Below are 24,339 nucleotides of genomic sequence, written 5' to 3'. Positions count from 1 at the left end.
CAAAACAAAAACTCGGCAAAGTAAACAAAGTCGAAAGTTAATGCTGCATAACATTTGTAACATGGTCGTTTCACTTCACGAGCGTTATATGTAACAGAATATGACAAACGTCTTGCCTCGTTGACAAAGATAGTGAACATTAACCGCCGTCATCCCATCCTATAACAACGCAGAAGGATGCAGTCCTGCATCACCTTTTGCAATTTCCCGTCTTTCTGAGTCGGGGCAGTGAAAAATCAGAGGTACCAGTGTCAACTGCAAACAACAACAGCGAACATCCTGAAAGCGTCAGTCTCAACGCCTTCAAACAGCCTAAGGCGTTTTACCTGATCTTCTCCATCGAGCTCTGGGAACGTTTTGGTTATTACGGCCTGCAAGGCATCATGGCGGTTTATCTGGTCAAGATGCTTGGCCTGAGCGAAGCCGACTCCATTACCCTGTTCTCCTCCTTCAGTGCGCTGGTGTATGGCTTCGTTGCCATCGGCGGCTGGCTCGGCGATAAAGTGCTGGGCTCCAAGCGCGTGATCGTGCTGGGTGCGCTGGTGCTGGCCGTCGGTTATGCCATGGTGGCCTACTCCGGCCATGAAATTTTCTGGGTGTATCTGGGGATGGCGACCATCGCCGTGGGTAGTGGTCTGTTCAAAGCCAACCCGTCCTCCCTGCTGTCAACCTGCTATGAGAAAGACGATCCGCGTTTGGACGGTGCATTCACCATGTACTATATGTCCGTCAATATCGGGTCTTTCCTGTCGATGTTGGCCACGCCTTGGCTGGCAGTGAAATATGGCTGGAGCGTCGCGTTCTCACTGAGCGTGGTGGGCATGCTGATCACCCTGGTCAACTTTATGGTTTGCCACAAGTGGGTGAAGAATCACGGTTCCAAGCCTGACTTTAAACCGCTGCAAGTGCAGAAACTGCTGATGGTGCTGGTTGGCGTGGTTGCGCTGGTCGCCCTTTCAAGCTGGCTGTTGCACAACCAGGTGGTAGCACGCTGGGCGCTGGCGCTTATTTCCATCGGTATCGTGATCGTGTTCGCCAAGGAAGCCTTTGCTCTGCACGGCGCGGCACGCCGCAAGATGATCGTTGCCTTCCTGCTGATGCTGGAAGCGGTGGTGTTCTTCGTGCTGTACGCCCAGATGCCAACCTCACTGAACTTCTTCGCCATCCATAACGTTGAGCACAACATCCTGGGCCTGGCATTCGAACCTGAGCAGTATCAGGCGTTGAACCCGTTCTGGATCATGCTGGCCAGCCCGATTCTGGCAGCACTGTATAACAAGATGGGTGACCGTCTGCCGATGCCACACAAGTTCGCTTTCGGTATGATCCTGTGCTCCGGCGCTTTCCTGGTATTGCCATGGGGTGCCAGCTTCGCCAATGAACAGGGCATCGTTTCGGTTAACTGGCTGATCCTGAGTTATGCACTGCAGAGTATCGGCGAGCTGATGATCTCCGGTCTGGGTCTGGCAATGGTCGCGCAACTGGTGCCACAACGCCTGATGGGCTTTATCATGGGGTCCTGGTTCCTGACCACGGCTGCTGCTGCGCTGATTGCCGGTAAGGTCGCGGGGCTGACTGCCGTGCCTGCCAACATCAACGATGCGCACGCTTCACTGGCTATCTACAGCCACGTGTTTATGCAGATCGGTATCGCCACCGCCGTGATCGCCATTCTGATGATGCTGACCGCGCCGAAGCTGTATCGCATGACGCTGGACACCGCAGAAGATACCGAGAAGAAAGCTCAGGCAGCCGCTATCGCCAACTGATCGCTGACAAAGGTTTCAGACAGGTAAAAGAAAGCCGGGGCATTAATGTGCCCCGGCTTTTTTACGTCATACTCACGTGGCTCAGGCGGTGGATTTAGCGCTCAGATTGACCCACATAAACTCACTGACCAGTGCACCGTGGAACGCGGCCTGTTTCTTGTCCGCTGCGGCGCTGTGTCCGCCCTCGGTATTCTCATAGAAGTAGGCCTGCGGATAGCCCATCTGCTGCATGCGTGCCGCCATTTTACGGGCGTGCGACGGATTGACCCGATCGTCACTGGTGGCGGTGTAAAACAGCACCGGCGGGTAGGATACGCCCGCTTTGATGTTGTGATACGGCGAGAAGGTTTTGATGTACGCCCACTCTTCCGCTTTGCCTGGGTCGCCGTATTCGGCAATCCAGGAAGCACCGGCAGAAAGCTGGGTATAACGCTGCATGTCCAGTAACGGCACTTCACAGACGATGCAGCCGAAAAGCTGCGGGTACAGCGTCAGCATATTGCCCACCAACAAGCCGCCGTTGCTGCCACCCCGCGCCCCCAGATGTTGTGACGATGTCACTTTACGGGTGATCAGATCCTGCGCCACGGCAGCAAAGTCTTCATAAGCACGATGACGGTTTTGCTTAAGCGCCGCCTGGTGCCAGGCCGGGCCATACTCACCACCGCCGCGAATATTCGCCACCACATACACCCCGCCGCGCTCCAGCCAGGCCGGTGCCTTGGCTCCCATATACCCCGGTAACAACGACACCTCGAATCCGCCATAGCCGTACAGCAGCGTGGGGTTACTGCCGTCCAGCTTAATGCCCTTGGCCGAGATCTGGAAATACGGCACGCGTGTCCCGTCTTTAGACTCCGTAAAGTGCTGACTGACCTGATAGCCGCTGGCGTCAAAGTCCTGCGGCCCCTGCTTGAGCAATTCCGCCTCACCGCCGTCGAGATTACCCAGGTACAGCGAGGTCGGTTGCAGGAACCCACTGAGCGTCAGGAAATAATCGTTGGTTTCGTCATCGACGCCACCGGCAGAAATAGTGCTGATCGCCCCCGGTTTGCCCAACGGCTTGCGCTGCCAGCTTTTGCCCTGCGGCGTCAGCACTTCCAGCCGGTTGACCACGTTATCCATGATGCTGAGGATCAGATGGTCACGCGTGCCGCTGTAGCCACTCAGGGCCGCCTGGGCCGTCGGAGTAAATAACACCGTCAGCTCACGCTTACCCGCCAGATAATCGTCAAAATGGGCGGCCAGCAGTGAGCCTGAAGGATAACGAGTTCCCCCCACCTCCCAGTCGCTGCTCGGTTTAATCAATATCCACTCCCGGTGCGTGCTGAACTCGGCATCGGCGGGAATATCGATTTTGACTTGTTGATCTTGTGCATTCAGCAGATAGGTTTCACGGCGGTAAAAATCCAGACTGCGTCCCACGTAGTTGCGTTCAAAGCCCGGCGTCTGGTCGTGATAAGCAAATACCGTCATATCCTGCGGTTGCGCCTCATACAGCGTCTGAGCGGCACTCAGCGGTGTACCACGCCGCCAGCGTTTGGCTATGCGCGCATAGCCGGACTGAGTCATCGAACCTGCGCCGAAATCAGTCGCGATAAACAGCGTGTCCTTATCGATCCACGAAGCCTGGCTTTTCGCTACCGGCAGCACAAAGCCATCTTTGACGAACTGCTTGCTGACCAGATCAAACTCGCGGATCTCCGTCGCGTCACCGCCATCCGGCGACAACTCCAGCAGACAATAGCGGTATTCCGGTGCCAGTGACTGCGAACCATGGAACACCCAGTCTTTGCCCTCGGCCTTACCCAACGCGTCTATATCCAGCACGGTTTCCCAGGCTGGTTTGGCTTTGCGGTACTCCTGCAGCGTGGTGCGTCGCCATAAGCCACGAGGGTTGGTTTGATCCTGCCAGAAGTTGTAATAGTAATCGCCGCGCTTGGCGACCCACGGGATTTGGCTGTCTTTATTCAGAATATCCAGCACCTGCTTTTCCACCTGCCGGAAGCCTTCACCCTGAGCGAAACGCGCGGTGGTCCGCTGATTTTCCTGCTTGATCCACTCCTGTGCGGCCTTGCCCTGCAGCTCTTCCAGCCATAAAAATTCATCGGTGGCGCTGGCGCCGCCTTCTGCCGCCATCGCCAGGCGGATACTGTTAGGTAATGAAGTCATTGCGAATACGGCTCCTGCGGTTTGTGCGCTGAGTTTAAGAAACTGGCGTCGATTGCGGTGGGTGATTGGCAAAATCAAGCTCCCTTTGATAGTTAATAAGAATCATTTTCAATAAAGTAGGCGTTTGGTGAGGCGGAGTCAAAGCCTGCGCCAACATCGTTAAGTCAAAATTTAGGGTAGTGGATCAAATCGTGAATACGCACCGTCTGTTGGCTGGCATTACGGTAGGCATGGGGCCGATCGGCCTGAAAGCGCATCGCCTCACCGTGGGTCAGGTGGTGCCACTCGCCGTCTACCGCCAGTTCCAGCTCACCGCTGATGACAATCACATGCTCAATCACGCCCGGCTCGTGGGCCGAAGATTCGCTTAGCGCGCCCGGCGCCAGATCGATAACGAACAGGTCAAAACCCAGTTGCCGATCGAATGGGAACAACGGCACCACCCGCATATCGGCATTGTATTGATTGAACACCGGAGCATCGCCATAGCGATGCAGTGTGGCCTGCTGTTGCAGCGGCGAGATCTCCAGAAAGGCAGAAAAAGCCACGTTAAAACCGGTAGCGATTTTCCACAAGGTAGCCACCGTCGGGCTGGACTCCCCCCGTTCGATCTGCCCCAGCATCGCCTTGCTGACACCGGTGTTTTCGGCCGCCTGCGCCAGGCTCCAGCCGCGCTGCATGCGTAGCGATCGAAGCGTTTGTGCCAGATGGCCAGACAATTCCTGCATATTTCTCTCCCCTGATAATGCGGCTGATTATAGCCACTTGTGCGCTATAACGCACGGTGCTATGCTCGCCGTTCATCGTGCGTTATAACGCACAGCTGCTGCCGGAGTGTGCCATGCGCCCTGCTATCTCTTTACGTCATCTGTCCCTGCCTGCCGTCATGGCTGGCTTTGTTGCGGTATTGGTCGGCTACACCAGTTCTGCCGCGATTATCTTTCAGGCTGCTGCCGCGGCCGGCGCCACGCCGTTGCAGATCGGCGGCTGGTTGAGCATGTTGGGGCTGGGGATGGGCATTACCTCGCTCGGGCTGTCGCTGTATTACCGTACGCCCATTCTGACGGCCTGGTCGACCCCCGGTGCCGCCCTGCTGGTCACCAGCCTGCCCGGCACGCCGATTAACGAAGCGATTGGCGTATTCATCTTCGCCTCCGGGCTGATCCTGCTATGCGGCGTAACCGGGCTGTTCGCCCGACTGATGGATTATATTCCGCAGGCCATTTCGGCAGCGATGCTGGCGGGGATCCTGCTGCGCTTTGGCCTGGATGCTTTTGCCTCGCTACAGGTCAATTTCGTGCTCAGTGCCGGAATGGGCCTGGTGTATCTGGTGACACGGCGCTATCTGGCGCGTTATGCGATTGTGCTGACGCTGCTGGTCGGGCTGGCGATTGCGGCACTGCAGGGCAATATTCATCTTTCACCGCAACCGCTGGCGTTCGCCATGCCGGAATTTATTACGCCCCACTTTAGCTGGTCGACACTGCTGGGCATTGGCGTGCCGTTCTTTGTGGTCACCATGGCGTCACAAAACGCCCCCGGCATCGCCACGCTAAAGGCGGCCGGCTACAGCGTCCCAACTTCGCCACTGATTAGCTGGACGGCGCTGACAGCACTCTTGCTGGCGCCGTTCGGTGGGTTCTCGGTGTGTATCGCCGCCATCACCGCGGCTATCTGTATGGGGCCGGACGTGCATCTCAATCCACAACGCCGCTATATGGCTGCCGTCGCCGCCGGGGTATTTTATCTGCTGGCCGGCGTGTTCGGCGGCGTTATCGGTATGTTGTTCAGTGCATTACCCGTCGCCTTGATCCACACCATTGCCGGGCTGGCCCTGCTGGGCACTATCGCCGGTAGTCTGCAACGCGCACTGCAGGATGAAAAACAGCGCGACGCCGCGCTGATCGCCTTCCTGATCACCGCGTCCGGCGTGACGCTGCTCGGCGTCGGCTCTGCTTTTTGGGGAATTATTGGCGGCGCGGTTGCCCATATCATCCTGTCGCTGCCGCAGCGGGCAAAATAGCCTCAAACTGCGTTTAAGTCTCGGTTCACCCGGCAATATGTTCCCCCTTCGGCGATCTTCTGCTTAACTGAGAGGGGGAACGATTGTTGCCCCTCGGGACCGTTAAGGGAGCCTTTATGCCATCTTCCGCGCAGATTGACCTGATTCAACAGATAGATGTCGCGTACCAACACTGGACTGGCGAAGGCCTGCCCGGCCCACAGGCGGCTACCGCCGAACGCTTCCCCTGGCTACATCAGCAGGCCCCCTACAGCCTGCTGGCTCACACCGGCGGCGGTGACCCGGTGTTTATCTATGCCAACCACTGTGCTCAGCAGTGCTTTGGCTATTCCTTCGATGAGTTTATCGCGTTGCCTTCGCGGTTAAGTGCATCCCCGGCGGACCGCGCAGAGCGCCAGCAATTACTGGATACGGTGACTCGGCAAGGTATTGCTCAAGGCTATCGCGGCCTGCGCGTCGATAAATTCGGTGACACCTTTACTATTTATGATTGTGAGGTGTGGCAGATCCCAAACGGAGGTCAGGCCGCGCTGTTCTGGCCACAACCCAAACGCCGACCGGGCTGGTATAACCACCCGGAACATGCAAATCGATAAAGGCTGGAGGCCGTGCTGCTGCCGGTTTCGCCATTGTTAACGATTAAGTGACAATGTCACGAGGATAGTCATGAATGACCCTGCCGCGCTGCTTGCCCAGCGCCTGATCCGTAACTTCGAACAGGTTGAAAAAACGCACGATTCCCGCCCGCCGCTGTATGACAGCATAGGTGCCCGTTTGGGTACCGCTACTGCCGCCAGCAAGCTGGGGGCTTCCATCGATATCGTGGCACCGGGCATGCGTTCCTGCCCTTATCACTTTCACTATGCACAGGAAGAAATGTTTATCGTACTGGAGGGAACCGGCACTTTACGGGTGGCTGGCGAACACCTGCCAATTAAAAGCGGTGACATGATTTTTATCCCGCCGGGGCCGGAATACCCACATCAGATCATCAACAGTTCGGACGCGCCGTTGAAATACCTCTCCATCAGCACCCGCGAACAGCCAGAACTGGTGGAATACCCGGACTCAGGCAAGTTTCAGGCGACGGCGCTGCATGAGGGTGAACCGGTGCGCTATGTGCAACGTCCTTCAGCCTCGCTCGATTATTGGCAGGATGAACCCTGAGTCCCCTTCCGGTAGCGGGAGGTCCAACGCGCGTGCGGCCTGTTCTGCGACACGGAAATCGATATCCGCTGCCTCTCCATCCTCCATAAACCAGGCCGCGGACAACCCGGCCCAGGCGAGGATCCACTGCAGCAGACGCTGGCGATCCAGCCCGGCCAGTTGGCAGACCTGCTCTACCCGGCGGAGAAAAATATCGGGGTCGGTAGCAATACCGTAATTGGGGTTACAGAAGATATTGGCGTAGTCGAAGGCGCGTTCGCCATACAGACGTTTAGGGTCGATCACCAACCAGCCGCGCTCGCCGAAGTCCAATACGTTGTCATGGTGAATATCGCCATGCAGCACGCTCAGTTCACGCGGACTGGTCAGCAGCTCCGCCGCCACCGTGGCACTGAGACGCAGCATGCCGCCGTGCGCCTGCGCCGCCGGCCACAGCGAGTTAAACCACTGATCTAAAGGGATCAGCTCCGGCAAAGGCTGAGCGCGCGGCGCATGCAGACGGGCAATCACCTGACACAGGATCGCCGTCGCCTGCCGATCGTCGCCGTCTCGCACCATCTGCGGCAGTGAGAGGCCACCTTGCGCGCGCTCCAGCAAAATACCATCGTCATGCCAGGCCAGCACTCGCGCAGCGCCTTCGCCCTGCCACCAGCACATCAGTAGTCCGCCGAACTTCTCTTCCTGTTCGCGGGCAATTTTCAGCATGGCGGCGACCCCCTGATAGCGTACCGGCATCAGCAGGCTGCTGTGAGTTTCAAATGCCGGGCCGTCGGGCTGCAACTGCCAACGTTGCATATAGGGAATTAAGACCTGATTCATTACCCTGAAACGTCCTTCACAGTTATAAATGAATGTTAGTGATATTATTTAAAAGCAATAAGTCTCAGCGTACTTCCGATGTTCACTACTCCATCCTAACCAAGTTTGTTTACTTTTTTAATTAATCTCTCGGGGTTTTTACCATGACATCATTAAAGCGCATTAATTATCCGCAATTGCCGACGCCGGGCGGACCCTATGTCCATGCGGTGCGCCATGGGGATACGCTGTATATTTCCGGACTGACGGCATTTGCCACCGAGGCTCAGGGGCAAAGCACGGCGCAACAGGCGCAGGCGATTATTGAGCAGTTGGCGACTATTGCCGCCGACGAAGGGACCAATCTCAAGGCGCTGATTAAAATAACGGTGTTTTTAACCGATATCGGCGATCTGCAGGCCGTACGACCGGTGCTGTTTGATTATTTTGATGGGGCGCTACCGGCCTGTTCACTGGTCGCGGTCAGCGCATTGTTCTCACCGCAGGTCAGCGTTGAGATCGAAGCCGTCCTGGCGTTATAAGATAAGGGCGCTATAGCCCGCCCTATGAAAACCGACCCGGCGCACGTTTGTCTTTACCACCTTCAGGAGACTTCTGTTAATTTATCCTAAGAAATTTATTACCGACGAGACGTTATGCAGCAAAAGCCGGTTATGCACGAAGCCAGACAGTTAAAGCGCCTCAACGCCGCCACGCGACGGCAATCCCATATGTACAAGTGGATTGCCTTTATCGCGGCGATGGACGCGGTGCTGGTGTTTTTTTATGACCGGGATATGCGCAACATTACCTTTTCAGGCGCTGTCGCACTGGTATGCGGCTATTTGTGGATCCGCTATCGCAACAAGGCACGCGCTTACCGACGGGAGTACGATCGCAAATTTGGCAAACACAGCGGCCTTTAGCCCTGCATGGCTTCCAGCACTTTTGCACTGTCAACGATTTGCACAAACTTGATGATTTTTCCGGCGCGCAACTGATAAATATGTGCAAAGGATGCGGTGAATGATTTGCCGGTCGCGCCATAGGTGCCATGGTAGAAGCCCTGGGCGATGACGTTCTCACCGGCATCATAGAAGTGATCGACTTCGGCGCGATAACCCTGCCATTCCGTTCCCAGGCGCTGATGAACATTTTTGAAGATCGCCTCTGGACCAATATAGGTGCCGGCGTAGGGAAAGCCTGCGGCTTCGGTCCATTGCGCGTCTGGCGCCAATGCCGCCAGCAGGTTGCGGCCATTCTCTTCGGCACTGCCGCCTTCATAGGTAGCGCGTACGATTTCAAGATTCGTTGACATGGCTTTTCTCCAGTTGCATAAGCGGGATACTCCGGCCAACCCCACGGACACAGGCTTACACCAAGCGGGGATGACCGGAATAGGGACATTCTAGGTTGCTTATTCCGGTATAAAAACCGCGATTACGGCAATAGTCTGTTGCAATACAGTAAACAATCCTTTTACAGATCTGTCATAACCGCCTCATCGTCGGCTGCTATGATTTTAGGTTTGCCACCCATAAGGAGCATAGCGTGCATTTTTCAACCCTGGCGCAGGAATTGCTGCAGCCGTTTTCACCTCATCAGGAATTGGCCCAGGCACTGTTGCCACTGACTCTCGACTCCGATGACGGCTCACATGACGTGGCTCATTTGCACCGCGTGTGGAAAAATACTCACACTATCAGCCAGCAGGAAGGCGGTAACCGCCGCGTGCTCTGTGCGGCCGTGCTGTTACATGATTGTGTGGCGGTGGAAAAGAACTCGCCACAGCGCCATCTGGCCTCACGCATGGCGGCGGAAAAAGCCACCCTGATGTTGACGCAACTGGGCTGGGAGCCGCAGGAGATCGCCAAAACCGCCCATGCTATCGAGGCCCACAGTTTCTCCGCCGCCATTACCCCGGAAACGCTGGAAGCCAAAATACTTCAGGATGCCGACCGCCTGGACGCCATCGGCATGATTGGCGTGGCGCGCTGTTTCTATATTGGCGGGCGTATGCGCAGCGCATTGTACGATGCTGCCGATCCGCTGGCACAGCAGCGCCAATATGACGACAAGCGTTTTTGTCTGGATCACTTCGAAACCAAACTGTTCAAGTTGCAGGAAGGTTTTCAAACCGCGACCGGCAAGAAAATGGCGCTGGAACGCACCGAGCGCATGCGGCGTTTTCTCAGCGAGTTGCAGGAAGAGATGTGACAAGCTGGCTCTCTCGGCATTTAGGTTACGGCAGCGGCATCTTCGGGCCTTTAATTGCTGTACACTGGTTGTCATCTTCACTGACCAGGCTACAACAATGAAAAAACTGACGCTGAAAGACATGACAGAAAGCGAGCAACGTGAAGTTAAAACCGAGCTGGATAAAGCACGCAAAAACCTCGGCCGTGCATTAACCAACGCCGAAAATAACAAGATCAAAGATGAAGTGGTGGCACGCATTACTGCCGCCCGAGCGAAAATTGAAAAAGCCACCCGGGCCGAGCGTAAAGCCAATCGCATCCAGCCCACCGGTGAAACCTTCAACTGGACGGCCTCGATGAACAGCACCCGCCGCCCCCGCTAAGACCGCCAGAAAACCCTGCCAAGGCGGGGTTTTTTATTTCCCTTTTTTATTAGCCAAACTCATCTGCACGACTTAATCATGAATAACCATGTTATCAAGCGGTTGTAAATTGACAGCCTCATGCAGAATATTCATTATCAGCGCATCATCTCCTCGCTTGTTTTCTTATCTGGCTTCTTATTGCTCGCACTGAAGGAACTTACTATGGCCTCATTTTCCGGTATTTGGGTGGCGCTGGTTACCCCATTTAATCATCACGCCGTCGACCTGCCTGCGACCCAACGACTGGCTCAACATCTGATCGCCTCTGGCGTCGATGGGTTGGTGGTCTGTGGCACTACCGGTGAGGCAGCCGCGTTAAGCCAGGACGAGCAGTTGGCAGTGCTCGATGCGGTGTTGGCCGTCACCCCGGCTCATCAGGTGGTTATGGGCCTGTCCGGCAATAACATGGTCGACACCTTGCAAATGCAGCAGGCGATCCAACTGCGTGATATCGCCGGCGTATTGATCCCTGCCCCTTATTATATTCGCCCATCGCAATGCGGCCTGGTGGACTACTTCACCCAGCTTGCCGATGCCTCAAGCGTACCGGTGATCCTCTACAACATTCCGCAACGCACCGGTATTGTGATCGAGCTGGCTACCCTGCGGCAGATCGCGCGTCACCCGCAAGTGAAAGCGATCAAAGAATGTAGCGGTAATCCTGACACCATGATGGCGCTGATTAATGACGGTGACATCGACGTACTGACCGGTGAAGATAACCTGATCCTCACTACGCTGTGCCTGGGCGGTACCGGTGCAATTTCTGCCTCTGCACACATTCACCCGCAGCGCTTTGTACAGCTGGTACAACAGGTCGCAGAGGGAGATTTGATTGCCGCCCGGGCAAATTTCTATGCCCTGCTGCCGATGATCCACCAGATGTTCAGCTTCCCTAATCCGGCACCGGTCAAAGCGGCGCTGGCACAGCAGGGGTTGATTCACAATGAGTTGCGCTCACCCATGCAAGCCGTGCCGCAGGCGTTGCAACAGCAAATTGCCGATACCCTGGCGCAGTTGCAGCCGCAGACCGAACTGATAAGTTAAATTTGTCGATTAAACCGCTGTAATTTTGACGTTATAGAGCTAGGATCACAGGTTAAGCATGCCTGTCACTCATCACTATCAAGGAGCTTTCGATGAAACTGTTCTATAAAGCCGGTGCCTGTTCTCTGTCTCCCCATATTGTTCTGCGCGAAGCTGGCCTGGATTTCACAGCGGAAAAGGTTGATCTGGCGCTGAAAAAAACCGAAAGCGGCGCGGACTACCTGGCCATCAACCCGAAAGGACAAGTGCCGGCGCTGCTGCTGGATGATGGCAGCCTGTTGACCGAAGGTGTGGCGATTGTGCAATATCTGGCGGACCGCGTGCCGGATCGCGGCCTGATCCCCGCTGCTGGTACGCTGTCGCGTTATCATGCGATTGAATGGCTGAACTATATCGCCACTGAGTTGCACAAGGGATTCAGCCCGCTGTTTAACCCAAAAACACCGGAAGAATACAAAACCATCGCGCGGGAAAAACTGGACAAGCAGTTCGACTATCTGGATTCAGTGTTGGCGAAGCAGCATTTCTTGTTGGGCAACAAGTTCAGCGTGGCGGATGCCTATTTGTTCACCGTGATGCGTTGGGCCATCGCCCTGCAGTTTGATATCAAAAAGCGCACCCAGCTTTCGGCCTATTTTGATCGCGTGGCCGCACGACCAGCCGTAGATGCGACCTTGAATGCGGAAGGTTTGAAATAATATCTGCGCCCCGGCGCGACAATCCGCCGCCGGGGCACTTCGTCAGCAAAGTTACAGTTTTACCGCCTTAAACTCACAGCCCGGCTGCACAATACGATCCTGAGCCGCGACCACCTGCAATTCATACTCACCCATGGCCTGAGTCGTCAGCATCACCTCATACACCGCCGCCGTCACGTGCTCCAGCGCTTTGTCCAACGCCTCGCCCTTCAGCAAATTAACCAACAGCAGACCGCTGGTCAGATCACCGACACCGACCGGTTGACGCTCGCCGAAATCTACCAACGGACGGCTGATGTGCCAGGCTTGGTCTGCCGTAACCAACAGCATCTCGAAACAGTCGAGATGGTAACCGGCGCGGCTAAGATGCTTGACCAGCACCACTTTCGGCCCTTTGGCGATCAACTCGCGTGCAGCACTAACCGCCTGCTCCACGTTGCTCACGGTGCGCTGGCTCAGCAATTCCAGTTCCAGCAGGTTGGGGGCAATCATGTCACTGCACGGCAAAGCCTGCTGACAGTGAAACTCTGCCACACCCGGCGCCACGATACAGCCCTTTTCCGGATGACCCATCACCGGATCGCAGAAGTACCAGGCGTTCGGATTGACCAGTTTGACCTGACGCACAATCTCCAGGATATGGCTGCCCTGCTCCGGCGAACCGATATAACCACTCAGTACGGCATCGCAATGCTTCAGTTGGTCAATATCCGCAATGCCCTGAGCAATCTCCGTCAGATGGCTGGCTGGCATCACGCAACCGGTCCACTTGCCGTACTGGGTATGATTGGAAAACTGCACGGTATTCAGCGACCAAACGTTAACACCCATGCGGCGCATCGGAAACTCAGCCGCGCTGTTGCCTGCATGGCCAAATACCACATGGGATTGAATAGAAAGAATGTTTTTCATCAAAAACCTACTCTGAGGCCTTAAAAATAAAGGGGCCACTGAGGGCCCCTTTGCTGTAATTTTGATTACTTCCAATCGACCAGGCAGTAATGCTTTTTGCCGCGGCGCAGCAGCGTGTAGCGACCGAACAGGCGATCGGTATCGCTGAAGCCGTATTCGGCGTTGGACTGCTTCTCACCGTTGATGGTCACCGCATTGGAACCGATCATGGTGCGCGCCTGGCCACGGGAAGGCACCAGTTCGGCATTTACCAGCGCCTGTTGCAGATCGGCGTCGCCATCGAGCTTGATGGTCGGCATGCCGTCCTGCGCCAACTGGGCGAAGTCTGCTTCGGTCATCTCGTGCAGCGCGCCAGAGAACAGGCTCTGGGTGATACGCTTGGCCGCGGCCAAACCTTCCGCCCCGTGTACCATACCGGTCACTTCTTCTGCCAGAACATACTGGGCGCGTGGCGCTTTACCGCTGTTCTTGTCTTCTTCTTCCAGCGCGTTGATCTCGGCCAGATCCATAAAGGTGAAGAACTTCAGGAAGCGGTATACGTCGGCATCGGCCGTGTTGATCCAGAACTGGTAAAACTTGTACGGACTGGTTTTTTCTGGTGCCAGCCAGACTGCGCCGCCTTCGGTCTTACCGAATTTGGTCCCGTCAGCCTTGGTGATCAACGGTACGGTCAGGCCGAATACCTGTTGCTGGTGCATGCGGCGAGTCAGATCGATACCGGAGGTGATATTGCCCCACTGGTCGGAACCGCCGATCTGCAGTTCAACCTGATGACGGTTGTACAGTTCGGAGAAGTCATAGCCCTGCAACAGGTTGTAGGAGAACTCGGTGAAAGAAATGCCCGAGTCGTCACGGTTCAGACGCTGCTTCACCGCTTCCTTATTGATCATCTGGTTGACGGAGAAATGCTTGCCAATATCACGCAGGAAGGTCAGCACGTTCATACCGCCGAACCAATCGTAGTTGTTGGCGGCAATTGCGCTGTTACTGCCGCAGTCGAAATCGAGGAACGGAGAAACCTGTTTGCGGATTTTATCCACCCACTCATTCACCGTCTCGGTGGTGTTCAACTTGCGCTCAGCCGCTTTGAAGCTCGGGTCACCAATCAGACCGGTGGCACCGCCAACCAAGGCTACCGGCTTGTGCCCGGCGAGCTGGAAGCGCTTCAGGCACAACAGAGGAACCAGATGGCCCAAATGCAAGCTGTCAGCGGTCGGATCGAAACCGCAATACAGTGCAATTGGCCCTTGCGCCAGTCGCTCTGCTAACGCTTCTTCATCCGTAACCTGGGCAACGAGGCCCCGCTCTTGCAGTTGTTTAATCAAGTTGCTGCTTGCCATCAATGACTCCATGTATAAACGAATGCACCTTTGTCGGTACACGACCTTTCGCCCACTGGCGAAATATTAAATTCAGAATAACGACTATACCCAAAATAATTGGGGTTGCATCAAGGCGGCCAGACCGTAAATCCCCAGGAGCTTAGTCAACTAAGTGACTGGGGTGCGCGGACGCCGCCAACACAGATGCAGCTTCAAGTATGAAGGGGATATAGAATAAAGCGCCAGCGGCATCAGTACCAGCGCTTAAGGGGGATTTTCGCTGTTCAGGGTGCCAGTCGGTCAATTTTCCAGTCATTCCCGTCCCGCTGATACAGGAAACGGTCATGCAGACGGTTGGCACCGCCCTGCCAGAACTCGACGGAATCGAAATTAACCCGGAATCCACCCCAGAAACTCGGCAGTGGCACTTCGCCCTGTTGGAATTTTTGCTTCAGTTCGAGGAATTTGCTCTCCAGCACGCCACGCGCTGAAATACGCGATGACTGCTGCGACACCCAGGCACCGATCTGGCTGTCTTTCGGCCGGCTGGCGAAGTATTTCATCACTTCGAACGTAGACAAGCGCTCTGCTTTACCGAGGAAAATCACCTGACGGTCGAGCATGTGCCACGGGAACAGCAGGCTGATGTGCGGGTTATTCGCCAGTTGCTGAGCTTTGCGACTCCCCAGGTTGGTGTAGAACACCAGCCCTTTGTCATCAAAATGCTTGAGCAACACAATACGCTGGTAGGGCTGGCCGTTTTCGTCCACCGTCGCCACACACATGGCGGTCGGATCGGCCAGGCGGGCGTCACAGGCCTGTTTCAGCCAATGTTCGAACAGTTCCAGCGGATTGGCGGACAGGTCGTTACGGCGCAGGCCGCCACGGGTGTATTCGCGGCGCAGGTCCGCAACATCAAATTCATTATTTTCAATCATTCGGTTATCAACCAACTGAAAAATCGTGATTCTATTCTGCGCCAGCGGCGTCAGGATCTCAATCGCTCTGACGCCGCACCGGCCTGATCAATTCGTCAACGTACAATCGCTCATGATCACTTTGCCATTGCGCTCAAGATAGGCGTTTTGGCCCTTCGACCAAAAGGTATATTTACCGTCGCTGTATTTTGCACCGGACATGGCCAGCACCTGTTTCAGCTTCAGTTGCTCACCGTCCATCAACATGCTGACGGTGCTCTCGTTACCGTCCAGTGACACCGTTAACGGCGTGGTGCCGCACTGGTAATGCAAGGTCTGGCTGTTTTGCGGCAGAACGTAGCTGCAGCCAGCCAGTGCCAGTACGCCAGCGGCAATGATGATTTTTTTCATGCTGTTGCTCCTTAGGGAAATCCATCGATTTCTATCCTAACAGAGCTAGCGGCCCCCTAAAGGCAAAACCGGATAAATCCCACCCAGCAGGGTCTCACGGCTGGCGCCGGTGACCGAAGGCAGGTTACCGGGCTGCCCGGACAAGGTGCGAAACGCCAGCCAGGCAAAGGCCAAAGCCTCCATATCATCACCGCTGATGCCGAAATCATCTGTCAGGCACACTTCGGTACCCGGCAATAGCGCAGACATCCGTGCCATCAACAAGGTATTACGCGCCCCACCGCCACAGACCAGCACACGTTCGCAGCCGCCCGCCAACTGGACCTGTTCACAAATGGTGATTGCCGTCAGTTCTGTCAGCGTGGTTTGCACATCAACCGGGCTTATCGCCGCCAAACCCGCTAACTGACGCTCCAGCCAGGCTGCATTGAAATATTCTCGCCCGGTGCTTTTCGGTGCCGGCAGCGCGAAGTAAGGATCGGCCAACATCTGTTGCAACAGCGGTAAGCAAACCCGTCCTTCCATCGCCCAAGCGCCGTCCTTATCGTAAGGCTGTGAGTGATGACGCCATATCCAGGCATCCATCAGCATATTGCCCGGCCCGGTATCGAAGCCACGCACCGCAGCCCCCGGCAACAACATCGACAGATTGGCAATGCCGCCGATATTCAGCACCATACGACGCTCTACTGGATGCGCCAGCAGCGCCTGATGAAAGGCAGGCACTAACGGAGCCCCCTGGCCGCCGTAGGCCATGTCACGTCGGCGGAAATCACCAACGGTGGTGATATTGGTCAACGCGGCAATGCGATTATTGTCACCCAGCTGCATAGAGAAACGCGCATCCCCCTCCGGTTCGTGCCAGACCGTCTGCCCATGACAACCGATGGCAGTGATGTCGTGCGCCGCCACACCGGTTTGCTTCAGCAAGCCCAGTACGGCCTCGCCAAACAGCGTGCCAAGCTGTGCATCCAGCCGTCCCACCGCAGAAAGCGTGGTCTGCTGGCCCTGACACATCCCGAGAATATCCTGCTTCAGTTGGATCGGCATCGGATGGCTGTAACTGGCCTGTTGCGCAACCATACGTCCATCGATCGCAGCGAGCACCACGTCGACGCCATCCAGACTGGTGCCAGACATAACACCTATATAGCGGCCTGACTTCATAGCGACATCCTTTACCCTTTACGGGGAAGCAAAATTTTGACCTGACAAATAAACCAGAATTGCCACATTAACGCCATGAATTATGTTGTATTTTTTCACCTCTGTGAGCAATGTGCCTGTTTCCTGCCAGAGCCACATATTGATAACTACGGTTAAACAGTGGTTCAACCCGCAACGTATTTTCTTTCGACGCTGTTATAAAGCTAAACCACCGTTTAATATTGGTTGAACAGAGCAAAGTTAAGCTGCGTGCAGTAGCGGGTCATGGTGATGTGCGTGCGTTTAGGCCATACTTTGTCTATCATTTTTATGAATCTGGCCTGGAAAGGTTCCCCAGGTTATGGACTACTACCAACAGGAGTTTTATATGATCAAGCGTCTTCTCGTCGTTGCCATCGCCGCAGTTACGCTGGCAGGGTGTGCCAATGATTCCATGTCCGGCGACGTTTATTCCGCTTCGCAGGCCAAACAGGTGCAAACCGTGACTTATGGCACGCTGGTTTCTGTGCGCCCGGTCAAGATCCAGGGTAGTGAAACATCGAACACCATTGGCGCCATCGGCGGTGCCGTGCTGGGTGGTTTCCTCGGTAACACCGTTGGCGGCGGCACAGGCCGTAGCCTGGCAACGGCAGCCGGTGCGGTAGCGGGTGGCGTTGCCGGTAACAGTATCGGTGAAGCAGCCGGTCGTACTACAGGCTATGAGCTGGAAATCAAGACCGACCAGAAAGAGAACATCGTGGTGGTTCAGAAGGCAGGCGACACCAAGTTCAGCCCAGGGCAACGCGTTCGTATGGCTCGCACTGGCGATACCATTACCGTATCCCCGCTGTAAGCTGAATCTAGCAGGTAAAACCGGAGGCTTTAGGCCTCCGGTTTCATTTCCGATGCTGTGAAATCAAATCGAAAAAAGAAGAAATTATTATTGTTTATTTTGCAGTTCAGTGATGTTTTGTTCCAACTTGCCAATCAAACCCACCAGCAAATGCACTTCATCGGTGGTAATTCCGCTCAAAATTTCACCTCGCGTAGAACTGATGACGCTGTCCACTTCCCGGATAATCGGGTCGGCCGCTTCGGTCAGTTTGATACGCTTCGCACGCCGGTCATTGGCGCAGGTGTGGCGAGTAATCAACCCCTTCTCTTCCAGTTGGTCCAGCGTACGAACCAATGACGGTTGCTCAATGCCGATCGCCTTGGCCAGTTGGATCTGCGACTGCTCCGGCGGCAAACGATTGATACTGTGCAAGGTTACCCAGTGTGTTTGCGTGAGCGCCAGTGGCTTGAGCCGATGATCAATGAGCGCGCGCCATACACGAACTAATCGTGCTAAATCTGAACCTAATGTTGACTCCACTTACCCCTCCTTATAATTAGCATGCTAACATACCCTCCCAGAGCTTAGACTATTTTGAGTAACAAACATTAAAAACACAAATGTATATAATGTATATTGTGGAAATAGCCACCATTTTGATCTGTTATTGTTTATTCTCTATGCAAAGACTCAACATATTCACTCATCGGGATTGTTAATGTGAATACTTCATGGCTTCATGCCTCGTCCCCGCTACCCGATTTGGTGCTGGGCGCCTCGCTTTATTTTCCACCCATATTTAAGGCTGTGTTGCTTGGCCTGGTTTTATGGTTACTGGTACACCACCTGCTGCGAGACTGGATTTATTCCGGCGAAATTTGGCATCCCATGCTGATGGATTTGTCTATTTTCGTCATTGCCGTCAGCGGCTCCCTGTGGCTTTTAGCGAGTTGGTAACTGATGACGCATAAAACTTTAAAATATTTTTCTACGGTAATCGTCTGCGCCATTGCCATCTGTGCCGGTTGGTGGCTATGGAATTATTATATGCAATCCCCGTGGACCCGTGACGGAAAGGTGCGCGCAGAACTCGTCAATATCACGCCAGAAGTATCTGGAAGATTAGAGAAAATAACCGTTCATGACAATCAGTTCATACCTGCGGGAAGTCTGATTTTTACGATCGACCCGGTTCCATACCAGATTGCACTCGACAATGCTGAGGCCGCGCTGGCAAAAGCGCAGTCAGATATGGCCAAGGCCGACCATGAGGCGGCACGCCGTCGCGGCCTGCCGAAAAATGTTATTTCTGCCGAAGACATGGACGAGTCAAATTTAGCGGCCCAGGCAATGAAGGCTTCGTATAAAGCCGCGCAAGCTAATCTGGAACAGGCCAAATGGAATTTAAGTAAAACTAAAATTTTCGCCCCTACCGACGGCTATATCACCAATTTACAGGCACGGGTTGGAAACTATGCCAGTGCCGGAACCCCACTGGTCGCACTGGTTGACGTGCACTCTTTTTATGTACTCGGTTATTTTGAGGAAACCAAGCTAAAACATATAAAAGAAGGCAATCAGGCGGATATCGTTTTATATAATGGCAACATCCCGCTCCAGGGCGAAGTGGAGAGCATTGGCCGAGCCATTTACGATCAAAGCGTCGACAGCAGCAGTGATTTATTAATGGACGTAAAGCCCAACGTGCCCTGGGTACGTCTGGCGCAACGCGTACCGGTGCGGATAAAACTGCTGAACGTGCCCGCCGATTTGCCCTTGGTGGCCGGCACCACCTGCACCATCTCCATTCATCAGTAAGGCTAACCAGTGAATCTGCCTTTTTTGGAATGGAACCGCACGCCCTGGGGGAAAGCCACCGGCGGGCAATGGCGCTATGCACTGCGCAATTCGCTGGCGATGTGCCTGTCACTGTGGGTGGCTTTTGTTCTCAATCTTGACGAACCCTACTGGGCGCTAACCTCGGCGGCGGTGGTCAGTTTTCCTACCGTCGGCGGCGTGATCAGTAAAAGCATCGGTCGTGTTTTCGGTAGTCTGGTCGGAGCCGCCGCCTCGGTGGCGATTGCCGGCCATTGCCTGAACGATCCCTGGTTGTTCACCCTGTTTATTGCCGCCTGGATTGGCCTGTGCACCTACATTTCCAATCATTATCAGAACAATGTCTCCTACGCCTTTGCGCTGGCGGGCTATACCGCCGCCATCATCGCCTTCAGCACGGTCAACGTGACCGACACCCAGCAAATCTTTGATATCGCCCAGGCGCGCGTTTGCGAAGTGATCACCGGTATTCTGTGCGGTGGTCTGATGATGATGATCCTGCCCAGCACCTCGGACGGTGAAGCCCTGCTGACCTCACTGCGGCGCATGCACCTGCGGTTGCTGGAGCATGCCGCCATGCTGTGGCAACCGGAAATTACCGTGCAGATGCGTACGTCGCACGAAGGGGTCATCGGCCAGATCCTGACCATGAACCTGCTGCGTATTCAGGCCTTCTGGAGCCACTATCGGCTGCGTAGGCAAAATAACCTGCTCAATTATATGCTGCATCAGCAGTTGCGCATTACCAGCGTGATCTCCAGCCTGCGCCGCATGCTGTTAAACTGGCCGGATCGCCCGGCCAATCTGGCGAGCGTGCTGGATCAACTGCTGAACGAGCTGCGCAGTCCTGATACCGATAAATATCGGCTGGCCCGTATTCTGCAGCAAATCGCCCCGCAAGATCCTGCCGACTACCGCCACCGCGCCTTCTGGTTGCGGCTACGGCATTTCTGCTGGCTGTATCTGAATTGCAGTCGCTGGCTGCTGCGGCTGGAAAACGCTACCCCGGTCAGCGATATCCAACCGCCGCATGTGACCTCTCTGGCACGTCACACAGATAGCTACGAAGCCGCCTATAACGGGTTACGCACCTTTTTGTGCATTGTCCTCGGCTGTGCTTACTGGATTAACACCCAATGGGAAGCCGGGAGCTCCGCTTTGACGCTGGTCGCCATCAGTTGCGTGCTCTATTCCTCCACGCCTTCGCCGATCAACAGCATCACGACTTTGCTGAAGGCGGTGACGCTGCTTTCGATCGTCTGTTTTATGGTGAAGTTTGGCCTGATGATCCAGATAGATGATTTGTGGCTGTTCTGCGCCTTCCTGTTCCCGGTGCTGGTGACCATGCAGATGCTCAAGCTGCAGAATCCCCCCTATGCCGCGCTTTGGGGGCAACTGATCGTGTTTATGGGCTCGTTTCTGTCCGTCACCAATCCACCGAGTTACGATTATCAGTCGTTTATCAATGACAGCCTTGGCAAAATTGTCGGCGTCCTGTTGGCCGGTATGGCGTTCCAAATCTTGCGGCCCAGTTCGGACAAACGCAAAAGCCGGCGCATTATCCGCGCCCTGCGACGCGACTTTATCGATCAACTGAGCAAAAAGCCGCAGCAGAGCGAGAGTCGGTTCGAATCGCTGATTTATCACCGTATCAGCCAATTGAATCAAAGCAAGGATCAAGAGGCACGCAGTTGGTTATTGCGCTGGGGCGTGGTGCTGCTCAACTGCAGCCATATCGTTTGGCAATTGCGCGACTGGCAGACCCGCTCCGATCCACTCTCGGCGGTGCGAGATGTTTGTATTCACTGCCTGCGGGGCATTATGACGGAGAAAGGCGTACAGCACAGTTCACTGGACGCCAGCTTGCAGGAACTGCAACGCATGAGTCGTGCACTGGCGCACCACCCGGAACAGGCGGCGCGCGATCTTGCCGGCTTAATTTGGCGACTTTACTGTTCGTTGCAACAGTTACAGCAGGCGATCACCCCGCCTGACAGTACAGCAGCGGTCCCCGCCTCACGCTAACCGGCTTTATCATTTAATGACACCGCAGGCGAAACGCTCCCCTCCGCCGCCCAGAGGTTTAGGCTGGTCGGAATGGTTATCACCGCCGGCGTGCACCATCAGCGCCTTACCGGTTATTTCGCTGATTTTTTTCAGCCGCGGTGCCAACACCGGATCGCTGGCCATGCCGTCATTCGTTACGTAAATTGCCGGCAGGTCTCCCAAATGGCCATCGGCATAGGGGCCAAGGTGTTTACCGGTTTTTTGCGGATCAAAATGGCCGCCCGCCGCCAATGCCGCAACCGCCTTGCCCTCTTTCATTCCCGGCTCGCAACTGCCGTTCTCATGAACGTGAAAACCGTGTACCCCGGCTGGTAACGCTTTGAGCTGTGGGGTAAACAGCAGGCCATAAGGCGTTTCACTGATTGTCACTTTGCCAATTTCCTGACCTATTCCCTGTCCGGTCACCAGATTCATGTCAACATCCACCGTTGCCGCCTGAGCGGCTCCGCAGGCCATCAGGCCGAAGGCCGCATACCAATAATATTTCATTAATTAATCTCCCTGAACTCACTGTGAGCCTTCAAGTATAGGGGAAGCTGTAAGCCACCGCTCAAAACGCACACAATTTTGCCGATCAAATTCGCATTCTTAATAATTCATACTAATAATAATTCTACCGATGTCGGTCCTCTGACCAGCTGCCGTTCGGTATACCTTACCTACCGACACAAGCTGCAATAGCTATTCAAAGATCAACCCGGCAATGCAGCGAATTCATAAGGAACTGATATGGGAATCTTTAATTATCAAGATCTCGATGATGCGAAGTCCAAAGTATTGTTTAGTGACGCCTTGGCAATTTCTACTTACGCCTATCACAATATCGACAATGGATTTGATGAGGGCTACCACAATACCGGATTCGGTCTGGGCTTACCCCTGACGTTGGTGACAGCGCTGATTGGCAGCACGCAATCACAGGGCGGATTACCCGGTATTCCCTGGAACCCCGACTCGGAAAAGGCGGCGCTGGAAGCGGTCAATAACGCCGGTTGGTCATTAATTGGCGCTGACCAATTAGGCTACCAGGGTAAGACCGATGCCCGTGGTACCTATTATGGCGAAACTCTGGGCTACACCACCGCCCAGGCTGAAGTACTGGGGAAATATGACAGCGAAGGCAACCTCACCGGCATTGGCATTGCTTTTCGTGGTACCAGCGGGCCGCGGGAATCCCTGATTACCGATACCATCGGCGATCTGATCAATGACTTGTTGGCGGGATTTGGCCCTGCCGGTTATTCCGATAACTACAGCCTGAAGGCCTTTGGCACCCTGCTGGGCGACGTCGCTAAATTCGCCCAGTCAAACGGGCTGAGCGGCGATGACGTGACCATCAGCGGGCACAGTCTCGGTGGGCTGGCGGTGAACAGCATGGCGGCGCTCAGCGACGACAATTGGGGCGGTTTCTATGCGCAATCCAGCTATGTGGCATTCGCATCCCCCACGCAATACGAGACCGGCGGCAAGGTGATTAATATCGGCTATGAAAACGACCCGGTATTCCGCGCACTGGACGGCACAAACCTGACGTTGGCCTCCTTAGGGGTGCATGATGCGCCGCAGGAGTCCGCCACCAATAATATCGTTAATTTCAACGACCATTACGCCTCTGATGCCTGGAATATTCTGCCCTTCTCGATCCTGAATATTCCGACCTGGCTATCCCACCTGCCGTTCTTTTATCAGGACGGCTTGATGCGAGTATTAAATTCAGAGTTTTACTCGCTGACCAATAAAGACTCGACGGTGATTGTCTCCAACCTCTCCGATGTGACTCGCGGCAATACCTGGGTTGAGGATCTCAATCGCAACGCCGAGCACCACAGCGGCCCAACCTTTATTGTGGGTAGCGACAGCAATGATTTAATCAAGGGCGGTGCCGGTAATGATTATCTTGAAGGCCGTGCCGGCAATGACACTTTCCGTGACAGCGGCGGTTTTAATATTATTTCCGGCGGCGAAGGCAATAACACCCTGGATCTGCAGCATGCATTGAAAAATAGCGAGGTCGCCTACGACGGTAATACGCTCTACCTGCGCGATGCCAAAGGCGGCATCACTCTGGCAAGTTCGATTAATACGCTGAAAAGCAAAGAATCAGCACTGCTGATTTTTACCAAAAACGTTGATCACCAGGTGACCGACAGCGGATTGCGATCCGACAAAGGGTTGACCGCCTATGCCAGTTCGGCCAACGGCAGTGCAGCCGATGACACCCTGACCGCCAAGGCTTCCGGTTCCTGGCTGTTCGGTCTGGAGGGCAATGACCAACTGTTCGGTGGCAAAGGTAATGATGTCTTTGTCGGCGGTGCCGGTAACGACGTTATGCACAGTCAGGGCGGCAGCAACACCTTCCTGTTCAGTGGCGACTTTGGTCAGGATCAGATTTACGGCTATCAGGCGCAGGACAAGCTGGTGTTTATCGGGACCGATGGCAGCAGCGCGGGCGGTAACTTCCGCGATTTTGTTTCTGAAGTGAACGACAATCTGGTGTTTAACTTCGGCGGTAATACGGTCACGCTGGTCGGTCAGGGGCTGAGCAGCCTGTCTGACGGCCAGGTGGTACTGGCGTAAATAAATATCCTCCGGCATA

26 protein-coding genes are annotated in these 24,339 nt (G+C 54.9%); 15 read left to right on the top strand and 11 right to left on the bottom strand.

Features of this window, described 5'->3' with window-relative positions:
- Window positions 1–248: 248 nt before the first annotated feature.
- Window positions 249–1,769, top strand: a complete 1,521-nt coding sequence (gene dtpA, locus BEI65_RS01730; RefSeq protein WP_099061845.1) for a dipeptide/tripeptide permease DtpA — start codon at window positions 249–251, stop codon at window positions 1,767–1,769.
- 81 nt (window positions 1,770–1,850) lie between these two features.
- On the opposite strand, the gene BEI65_RS01725 is transcribed toward dtpA, so the two are convergent.
- Both BEI65_RS01725 and BEI65_RS01720 read right to left on the bottom strand, forming a co-directional pair.
- Window positions 1,851–3,941, bottom strand: coding sequence for a prolyl oligopeptidase family protein (locus tag BEI65_RS01725; RefSeq protein WP_099061844.1), 2,091 nt, complete (start codon window positions 3,939–3,941; stop codon window positions 1,851–1,853).
- A gap of 164 nt (window positions 3,942–4,105) precedes the next feature.
- Window positions 4,106–4,669, bottom strand: a complete 564-nt coding sequence (locus BEI65_RS01720; RefSeq protein ID WP_099061843.1) for a helix-turn-helix domain-containing protein — start codon at window positions 4,667–4,669, stop codon at window positions 4,106–4,108.
- A gap of 113 nt (window positions 4,670–4,782) precedes the next feature.
- Between BEI65_RS01720 and BEI65_RS01715 the strand changes: the two genes are divergently transcribed.
- From BEI65_RS01715 to BEI65_RS01705, 3 genes are all read left to right on the top strand, one after another.
- Window positions 4,783–5,964, top strand: a complete 1,182-nt coding sequence (locus BEI65_RS01715; protein WP_099061842.1) for a benzoate/H(+) symporter BenE family transporter — start codon at window positions 4,783–4,785, stop codon at window positions 5,962–5,964.
- 116 nt (window positions 5,965–6,080) lie between these two features.
- The gene (locus tag BEI65_RS01710; protein ID WP_099061841.1) at window positions 6,081–6,560 is read left to right on the top strand and encodes an MEKHLA domain-containing protein; all 480 of its coding nucleotides are present in this window, start codon (window positions 6,081–6,083) and stop codon (window positions 6,558–6,560) included.
- Window positions 6,561–6,630: 70 nt separating this feature from the next.
- Window positions 6,631–7,131 carry a cupin domain-containing protein gene (locus BEI65_RS01705; protein ID WP_099061840.1) on the top strand — a complete coding sequence of 167 codons (501 nt, stop codon included), beginning with the start codon at window positions 6,631–6,633 and terminating at the stop codon, window positions 7,129–7,131.
- On the opposite strand, the gene BEI65_RS01700 is transcribed toward BEI65_RS01705, so the two are convergent.
- Window positions 7,096–7,950, bottom strand: coding sequence for an aminoglycoside phosphotransferase family protein (locus tag BEI65_RS01700; RefSeq protein ID WP_099061839.1), 855 nt, complete (start codon window positions 7,948–7,950; stop codon window positions 7,096–7,098). The genes BEI65_RS01705 and BEI65_RS01700 overlap by 36 nt on opposite strands.
- A 143-nt stretch (window positions 7,951–8,093) precedes the next feature.
- Here BEI65_RS01700 and BEI65_RS01695 point away from each other — a divergent pair, with 143 nt between their 5' ends.
- Window positions 8,094–8,471 (top strand): RidA family protein, encoded by a 378-nt coding sequence (locus tag BEI65_RS01695; protein WP_099061838.1) that lies wholly within the window; start codon window positions 8,094–8,096, stop codon window positions 8,469–8,471.
- Window positions 8,472–8,585: 114 nt separating this feature from the next.
- Window positions 8,586–8,855, top strand: a complete 270-nt coding sequence (locus tag BEI65_RS01690; protein ID WP_099061837.1) for a hypothetical protein — start codon at window positions 8,586–8,588, stop codon at window positions 8,853–8,855.
- Here the strand turns inward: BEI65_RS01690 and BEI65_RS01685 are convergent.
- Entirely contained in the window at window positions 8,852–9,247 is a 396-nt protein-coding gene (locus BEI65_RS01685) for a nuclear transport factor 2 family protein (RefSeq protein WP_099061836.1), read from the bottom strand. The two genes, BEI65_RS01690 and BEI65_RS01685, sit on opposite strands and share 4 nt — an antisense overlap.
- Window positions 9,248–9,480: 233 nt before the next feature.
- On the opposite strand from BEI65_RS01685, the gene BEI65_RS01680 reads away from it, so the two are divergent.
- From BEI65_RS01680 to gstA, 4 genes are all read left to right on the top strand, one after another.
- On the top strand, window positions 9,481–10,146 hold the full coding sequence (locus BEI65_RS01680; protein WP_099061835.1) for an HD domain-containing protein: 666 nt from the start codon (window positions 9,481–9,483) through the stop codon (window positions 10,144–10,146).
- 97 nt (window positions 10,147–10,243) lie between these two features.
- Window positions 10,244–10,510: a DUF3811 domain-containing protein gene (yjbD, locus tag BEI65_RS01675; protein ID WP_085116604.1), complete on the top strand. Its 267-nt coding sequence runs from the start codon at window positions 10,244–10,246 to the stop codon at window positions 10,508–10,510.
- A 204-nt stretch (window positions 10,511–10,714) separates the two neighbouring features.
- Window positions 10,715–11,599: a 4-hydroxy-tetrahydrodipicolinate synthase gene (gene dapA / locus BEI65_RS01670; protein ID WP_099061834.1), complete on the top strand. Its 885-nt coding sequence runs from the start codon at window positions 10,715–10,717 to the stop codon at window positions 11,597–11,599.
- A gap of 92 nt (window positions 11,600–11,691) precedes the next feature.
- Window positions 11,692–12,297, top strand: coding sequence for a glutathione transferase GstA (gstA, locus tag BEI65_RS01665; protein WP_099061833.1), 606 nt, complete (start codon window positions 11,692–11,694; stop codon window positions 12,295–12,297).
- Between the two features lie 51 nt (window positions 12,298–12,348).
- Here gstA and pdxY read toward each other — a convergent pair whose 3' ends face one another.
- From pdxY to anmK, 5 genes are all read right to left on the bottom strand, one after another.
- Entirely contained in the window at window positions 12,349–13,209 is an 861-nt protein-coding gene (gene pdxY / locus BEI65_RS01660; RefSeq protein WP_099061832.1) for a pyridoxal kinase PdxY, read from the bottom strand.
- A gap of 65 nt (window positions 13,210–13,274) precedes the next feature.
- On the bottom strand, window positions 13,275–14,549 hold the full coding sequence (gene tyrS / locus BEI65_RS01655; RefSeq protein WP_099061831.1) for a tyrosine--tRNA ligase: 1,275 nt from the start codon (window positions 14,547–14,549) through the stop codon (window positions 13,275–13,277).
- Window positions 14,550–14,815: 266 nt separating this feature from the next.
- A complete protein-coding gene (gene pdxH, locus BEI65_RS01645; protein ID WP_099061829.1) occupies window positions 14,816–15,469 on the bottom strand; it encodes a pyridoxamine 5'-phosphate oxidase in 654 nt (217 codons plus the stop codon).
- An 87-nt stretch (window positions 15,470–15,556) separates the two neighbouring features.
- Window positions 15,557–15,859 (bottom strand): MliC family protein, encoded by a 303-nt coding sequence (locus tag BEI65_RS01640; protein ID WP_099061828.1) that lies wholly within the window; start codon window positions 15,857–15,859, stop codon window positions 15,557–15,559.
- Between the two features lie 45 nt (window positions 15,860–15,904).
- Window positions 15,905–17,026, bottom strand: a complete 1,122-nt coding sequence (anmK, locus tag BEI65_RS01635; RefSeq protein ID WP_099061827.1) for an anhydro-N-acetylmuramic acid kinase — start codon at window positions 17,024–17,026, stop codon at window positions 15,905–15,907.
- 367 nt (window positions 17,027–17,393) lie between these two features.
- Here anmK and BEI65_RS01630 point away from each other — a divergent pair, with 367 nt between their 5' ends.
- Window positions 17,394–17,858, top strand: coding sequence for a glycine zipper 2TM domain-containing protein (locus BEI65_RS01630; protein WP_099062075.1), 465 nt, complete (start codon window positions 17,394–17,396; stop codon window positions 17,856–17,858).
- Between the two features lie 87 nt (window positions 17,859–17,945).
- On the opposite strand, the gene slyA is transcribed toward BEI65_RS01630, so the two are convergent.
- Window positions 17,946–18,380, bottom strand: coding sequence for a transcriptional regulator SlyA (slyA, locus tag BEI65_RS01625; protein WP_099061826.1), 435 nt, complete (start codon window positions 18,378–18,380; stop codon window positions 17,946–17,948).
- Window positions 18,381–18,560: 180 nt separating this feature from the next.
- Between slyA and BEI65_RS01620 the strand changes: the two genes are divergently transcribed.
- Genes BEI65_RS01620 through BEI65_RS01610 form a run of 3 tightly spaced genes read left to right on the top strand, consistent with a single transcriptional unit; the run spans window position 18,561 to window position 21,701 of the window.
- Window positions 18,561–18,797 carry a DUF1656 domain-containing protein gene (locus BEI65_RS01620; protein WP_170925021.1) on the top strand — a complete coding sequence of 79 codons (237 nt, stop codon included), beginning with the start codon at window positions 18,561–18,563 and terminating at the stop codon, window positions 18,795–18,797.
- A 3-nt stretch (window positions 18,798–18,800) separates the two neighbouring features.
- Entirely contained in the window at window positions 18,801–19,658 is an 858-nt protein-coding gene (locus BEI65_RS01615) for an HlyD family secretion protein (protein WP_099061825.1), read from the top strand.
- Window positions 19,659–19,667: 9 nt separating this feature from the next.
- Window positions 19,668–21,701: an FUSC family protein gene (locus BEI65_RS01610; protein ID WP_099061824.1), complete on the top strand. Its 2,034-nt coding sequence runs from the start codon at window positions 19,668–19,670 to the stop codon at window positions 21,699–21,701.
- 9 nt (window positions 21,702–21,710) lie between these two features.
- On the opposite strand, the gene sodC is transcribed toward BEI65_RS01610, so the two are convergent.
- Window positions 21,711–22,232 (bottom strand): superoxide dismutase family protein, encoded by a 522-nt coding sequence (gene sodC / locus BEI65_RS01605; RefSeq protein ID WP_099061823.1) that lies wholly within the window; start codon window positions 22,230–22,232, stop codon window positions 21,711–21,713.
- 240 nt (window positions 22,233–22,472) lie between these two features.
- Here sodC and BEI65_RS01600 point away from each other — a divergent pair, with 240 nt between their 5' ends.
- Window positions 22,473–24,320 (top strand): polyurethanase, encoded by a 1,848-nt coding sequence (locus BEI65_RS01600; RefSeq protein WP_099061822.1) that lies wholly within the window; start codon window positions 22,473–22,475, stop codon window positions 24,318–24,320.
- The last annotated feature ends 19 nt before the right edge of the window (window positions 24,321–24,339 follow it).

The organism is Serratia sp. BW106 (genome assembly GCF_002607755.1).
Taxonomy (GTDB): Bacteria; Pseudomonadota; Gammaproteobacteria; order Enterobacterales; family Enterobacteriaceae; genus Serratia; species Serratia proteamaculans.
Note: the sequence above shows the minus strand (reverse complement) of the source record. Positions and strands in the feature narration are given on the sequence as shown.

Excerpts from the sequence above, each read along its gene's own strand:
- BEI65_RS01690 (WP_099061837.1), top strand. The coding sequence starts at position 8,586 with ATGCAGCAAAAGCCGGTTATGCACGAAGCCAGACAGTTAAAGCGCCTC.
- BEI65_RS01615 (WP_099061825.1), top strand. The coding sequence starts at position 18,801 with ATGACGCATAAAACTTTAAAATATTTTTCTACGGTAATCGTCTGCGCC.
- BEI65_RS01710 (WP_099061841.1), top strand. The coding sequence starts at position 6,081 with ATGCCATCTTCCGCGCAGATTGACCTGATTCAACAGATAGATGTCGCG.
- BEI65_RS01700 (WP_099061839.1), bottom strand. The coding sequence starts at position 7,950 with ATGAATCAGGTCTTAATTCCCTATATGCAACGTTGGCAGTTGCAGCCC.
- tyrS (WP_099061831.1), bottom strand. The coding sequence starts at position 14,549 with ATGGCAAGCAGCAACTTGATTAAACAACTGCAAGAGCGGGGCCTCGTT.
- BEI65_RS01705 (WP_099061840.1), top strand. The coding sequence starts at position 6,631 with ATGAATGACCCTGCCGCGCTGCTTGCCCAGCGCCTGATCCGTAACTTC.
- yjbD (WP_085116604.1), top strand. The coding sequence starts at position 10,244 with ATGAAAAAACTGACGCTGAAAGACATGACAGAAAGCGAGCAACGTGAA.
- BEI65_RS01725 (WP_099061844.1), bottom strand. The coding sequence starts at position 3,941 with ATGACTTCATTACCTAACAGTATCCGCCTGGCGATGGCGGCAGAAGGC.
- dapA (WP_099061834.1), top strand. The coding sequence starts at position 10,715 with ATGGCCTCATTTTCCGGTATTTGGGTGGCGCTGGTTACCCCATTTAAT.
- BEI65_RS01640 (WP_099061828.1), bottom strand. The coding sequence starts at position 15,859 with ATGAAAAAAATCATCATTGCCGCTGGCGTACTGGCACTGGCTGGCTGC.
- BEI65_RS01600 (WP_099061822.1), top strand. The coding sequence starts at position 22,473 with ATGGGAATCTTTAATTATCAAGATCTCGATGATGCGAAGTCCAAAGTA.
- gstA (WP_099061833.1), top strand. The coding sequence starts at position 11,692 with ATGAAACTGTTCTATAAAGCCGGTGCCTGTTCTCTGTCTCCCCATATT.
- pdxY (WP_099061832.1), bottom strand. The coding sequence starts at position 13,209 with ATGAAAAACATTCTTTCTATTCAATCCCATGTGGTATTTGGCCATGCA.
- sodC (WP_099061823.1), bottom strand. The coding sequence starts at position 22,232 with ATGAAATATTATTGGTATGCGGCCTTCGGCCTGATGGCCTGCGGAGCC.
- BEI65_RS01720 (WP_099061843.1), bottom strand. The coding sequence starts at position 4,669 with ATGCAGGAATTGTCTGGCCATCTGGCACAAACGCTTCGATCGCTACGC.
- pdxH (WP_099061829.1), bottom strand. The coding sequence starts at position 15,469 with ATGATTGAAAATAATGAATTTGATGTTGCGGACCTGCGCCGCGAATAC.
- BEI65_RS01685 (WP_099061836.1), bottom strand. The coding sequence starts at position 9,247 with ATGTCAACGAATCTTGAAATCGTACGCGCTACCTATGAAGGCGGCAGT.
- BEI65_RS01715 (WP_099061842.1), top strand. The coding sequence starts at position 4,783 with ATGCGCCCTGCTATCTCTTTACGTCATCTGTCCCTGCCTGCCGTCATG.
- BEI65_RS01630 (WP_099062075.1), top strand. The coding sequence starts at position 17,394 with ATGATCAAGCGTCTTCTCGTCGTTGCCATCGCCGCAGTTACGCTGGCA.
- BEI65_RS01695 (WP_099061838.1), top strand. The coding sequence starts at position 8,094 with ATGACATCATTAAAGCGCATTAATTATCCGCAATTGCCGACGCCGGGC.
- anmK (WP_099061827.1), bottom strand. The coding sequence starts at position 17,026 with ATGAAGTCAGGCCGCTATATAGGTGTTATGTCTGGCACCAGTCTGGAT.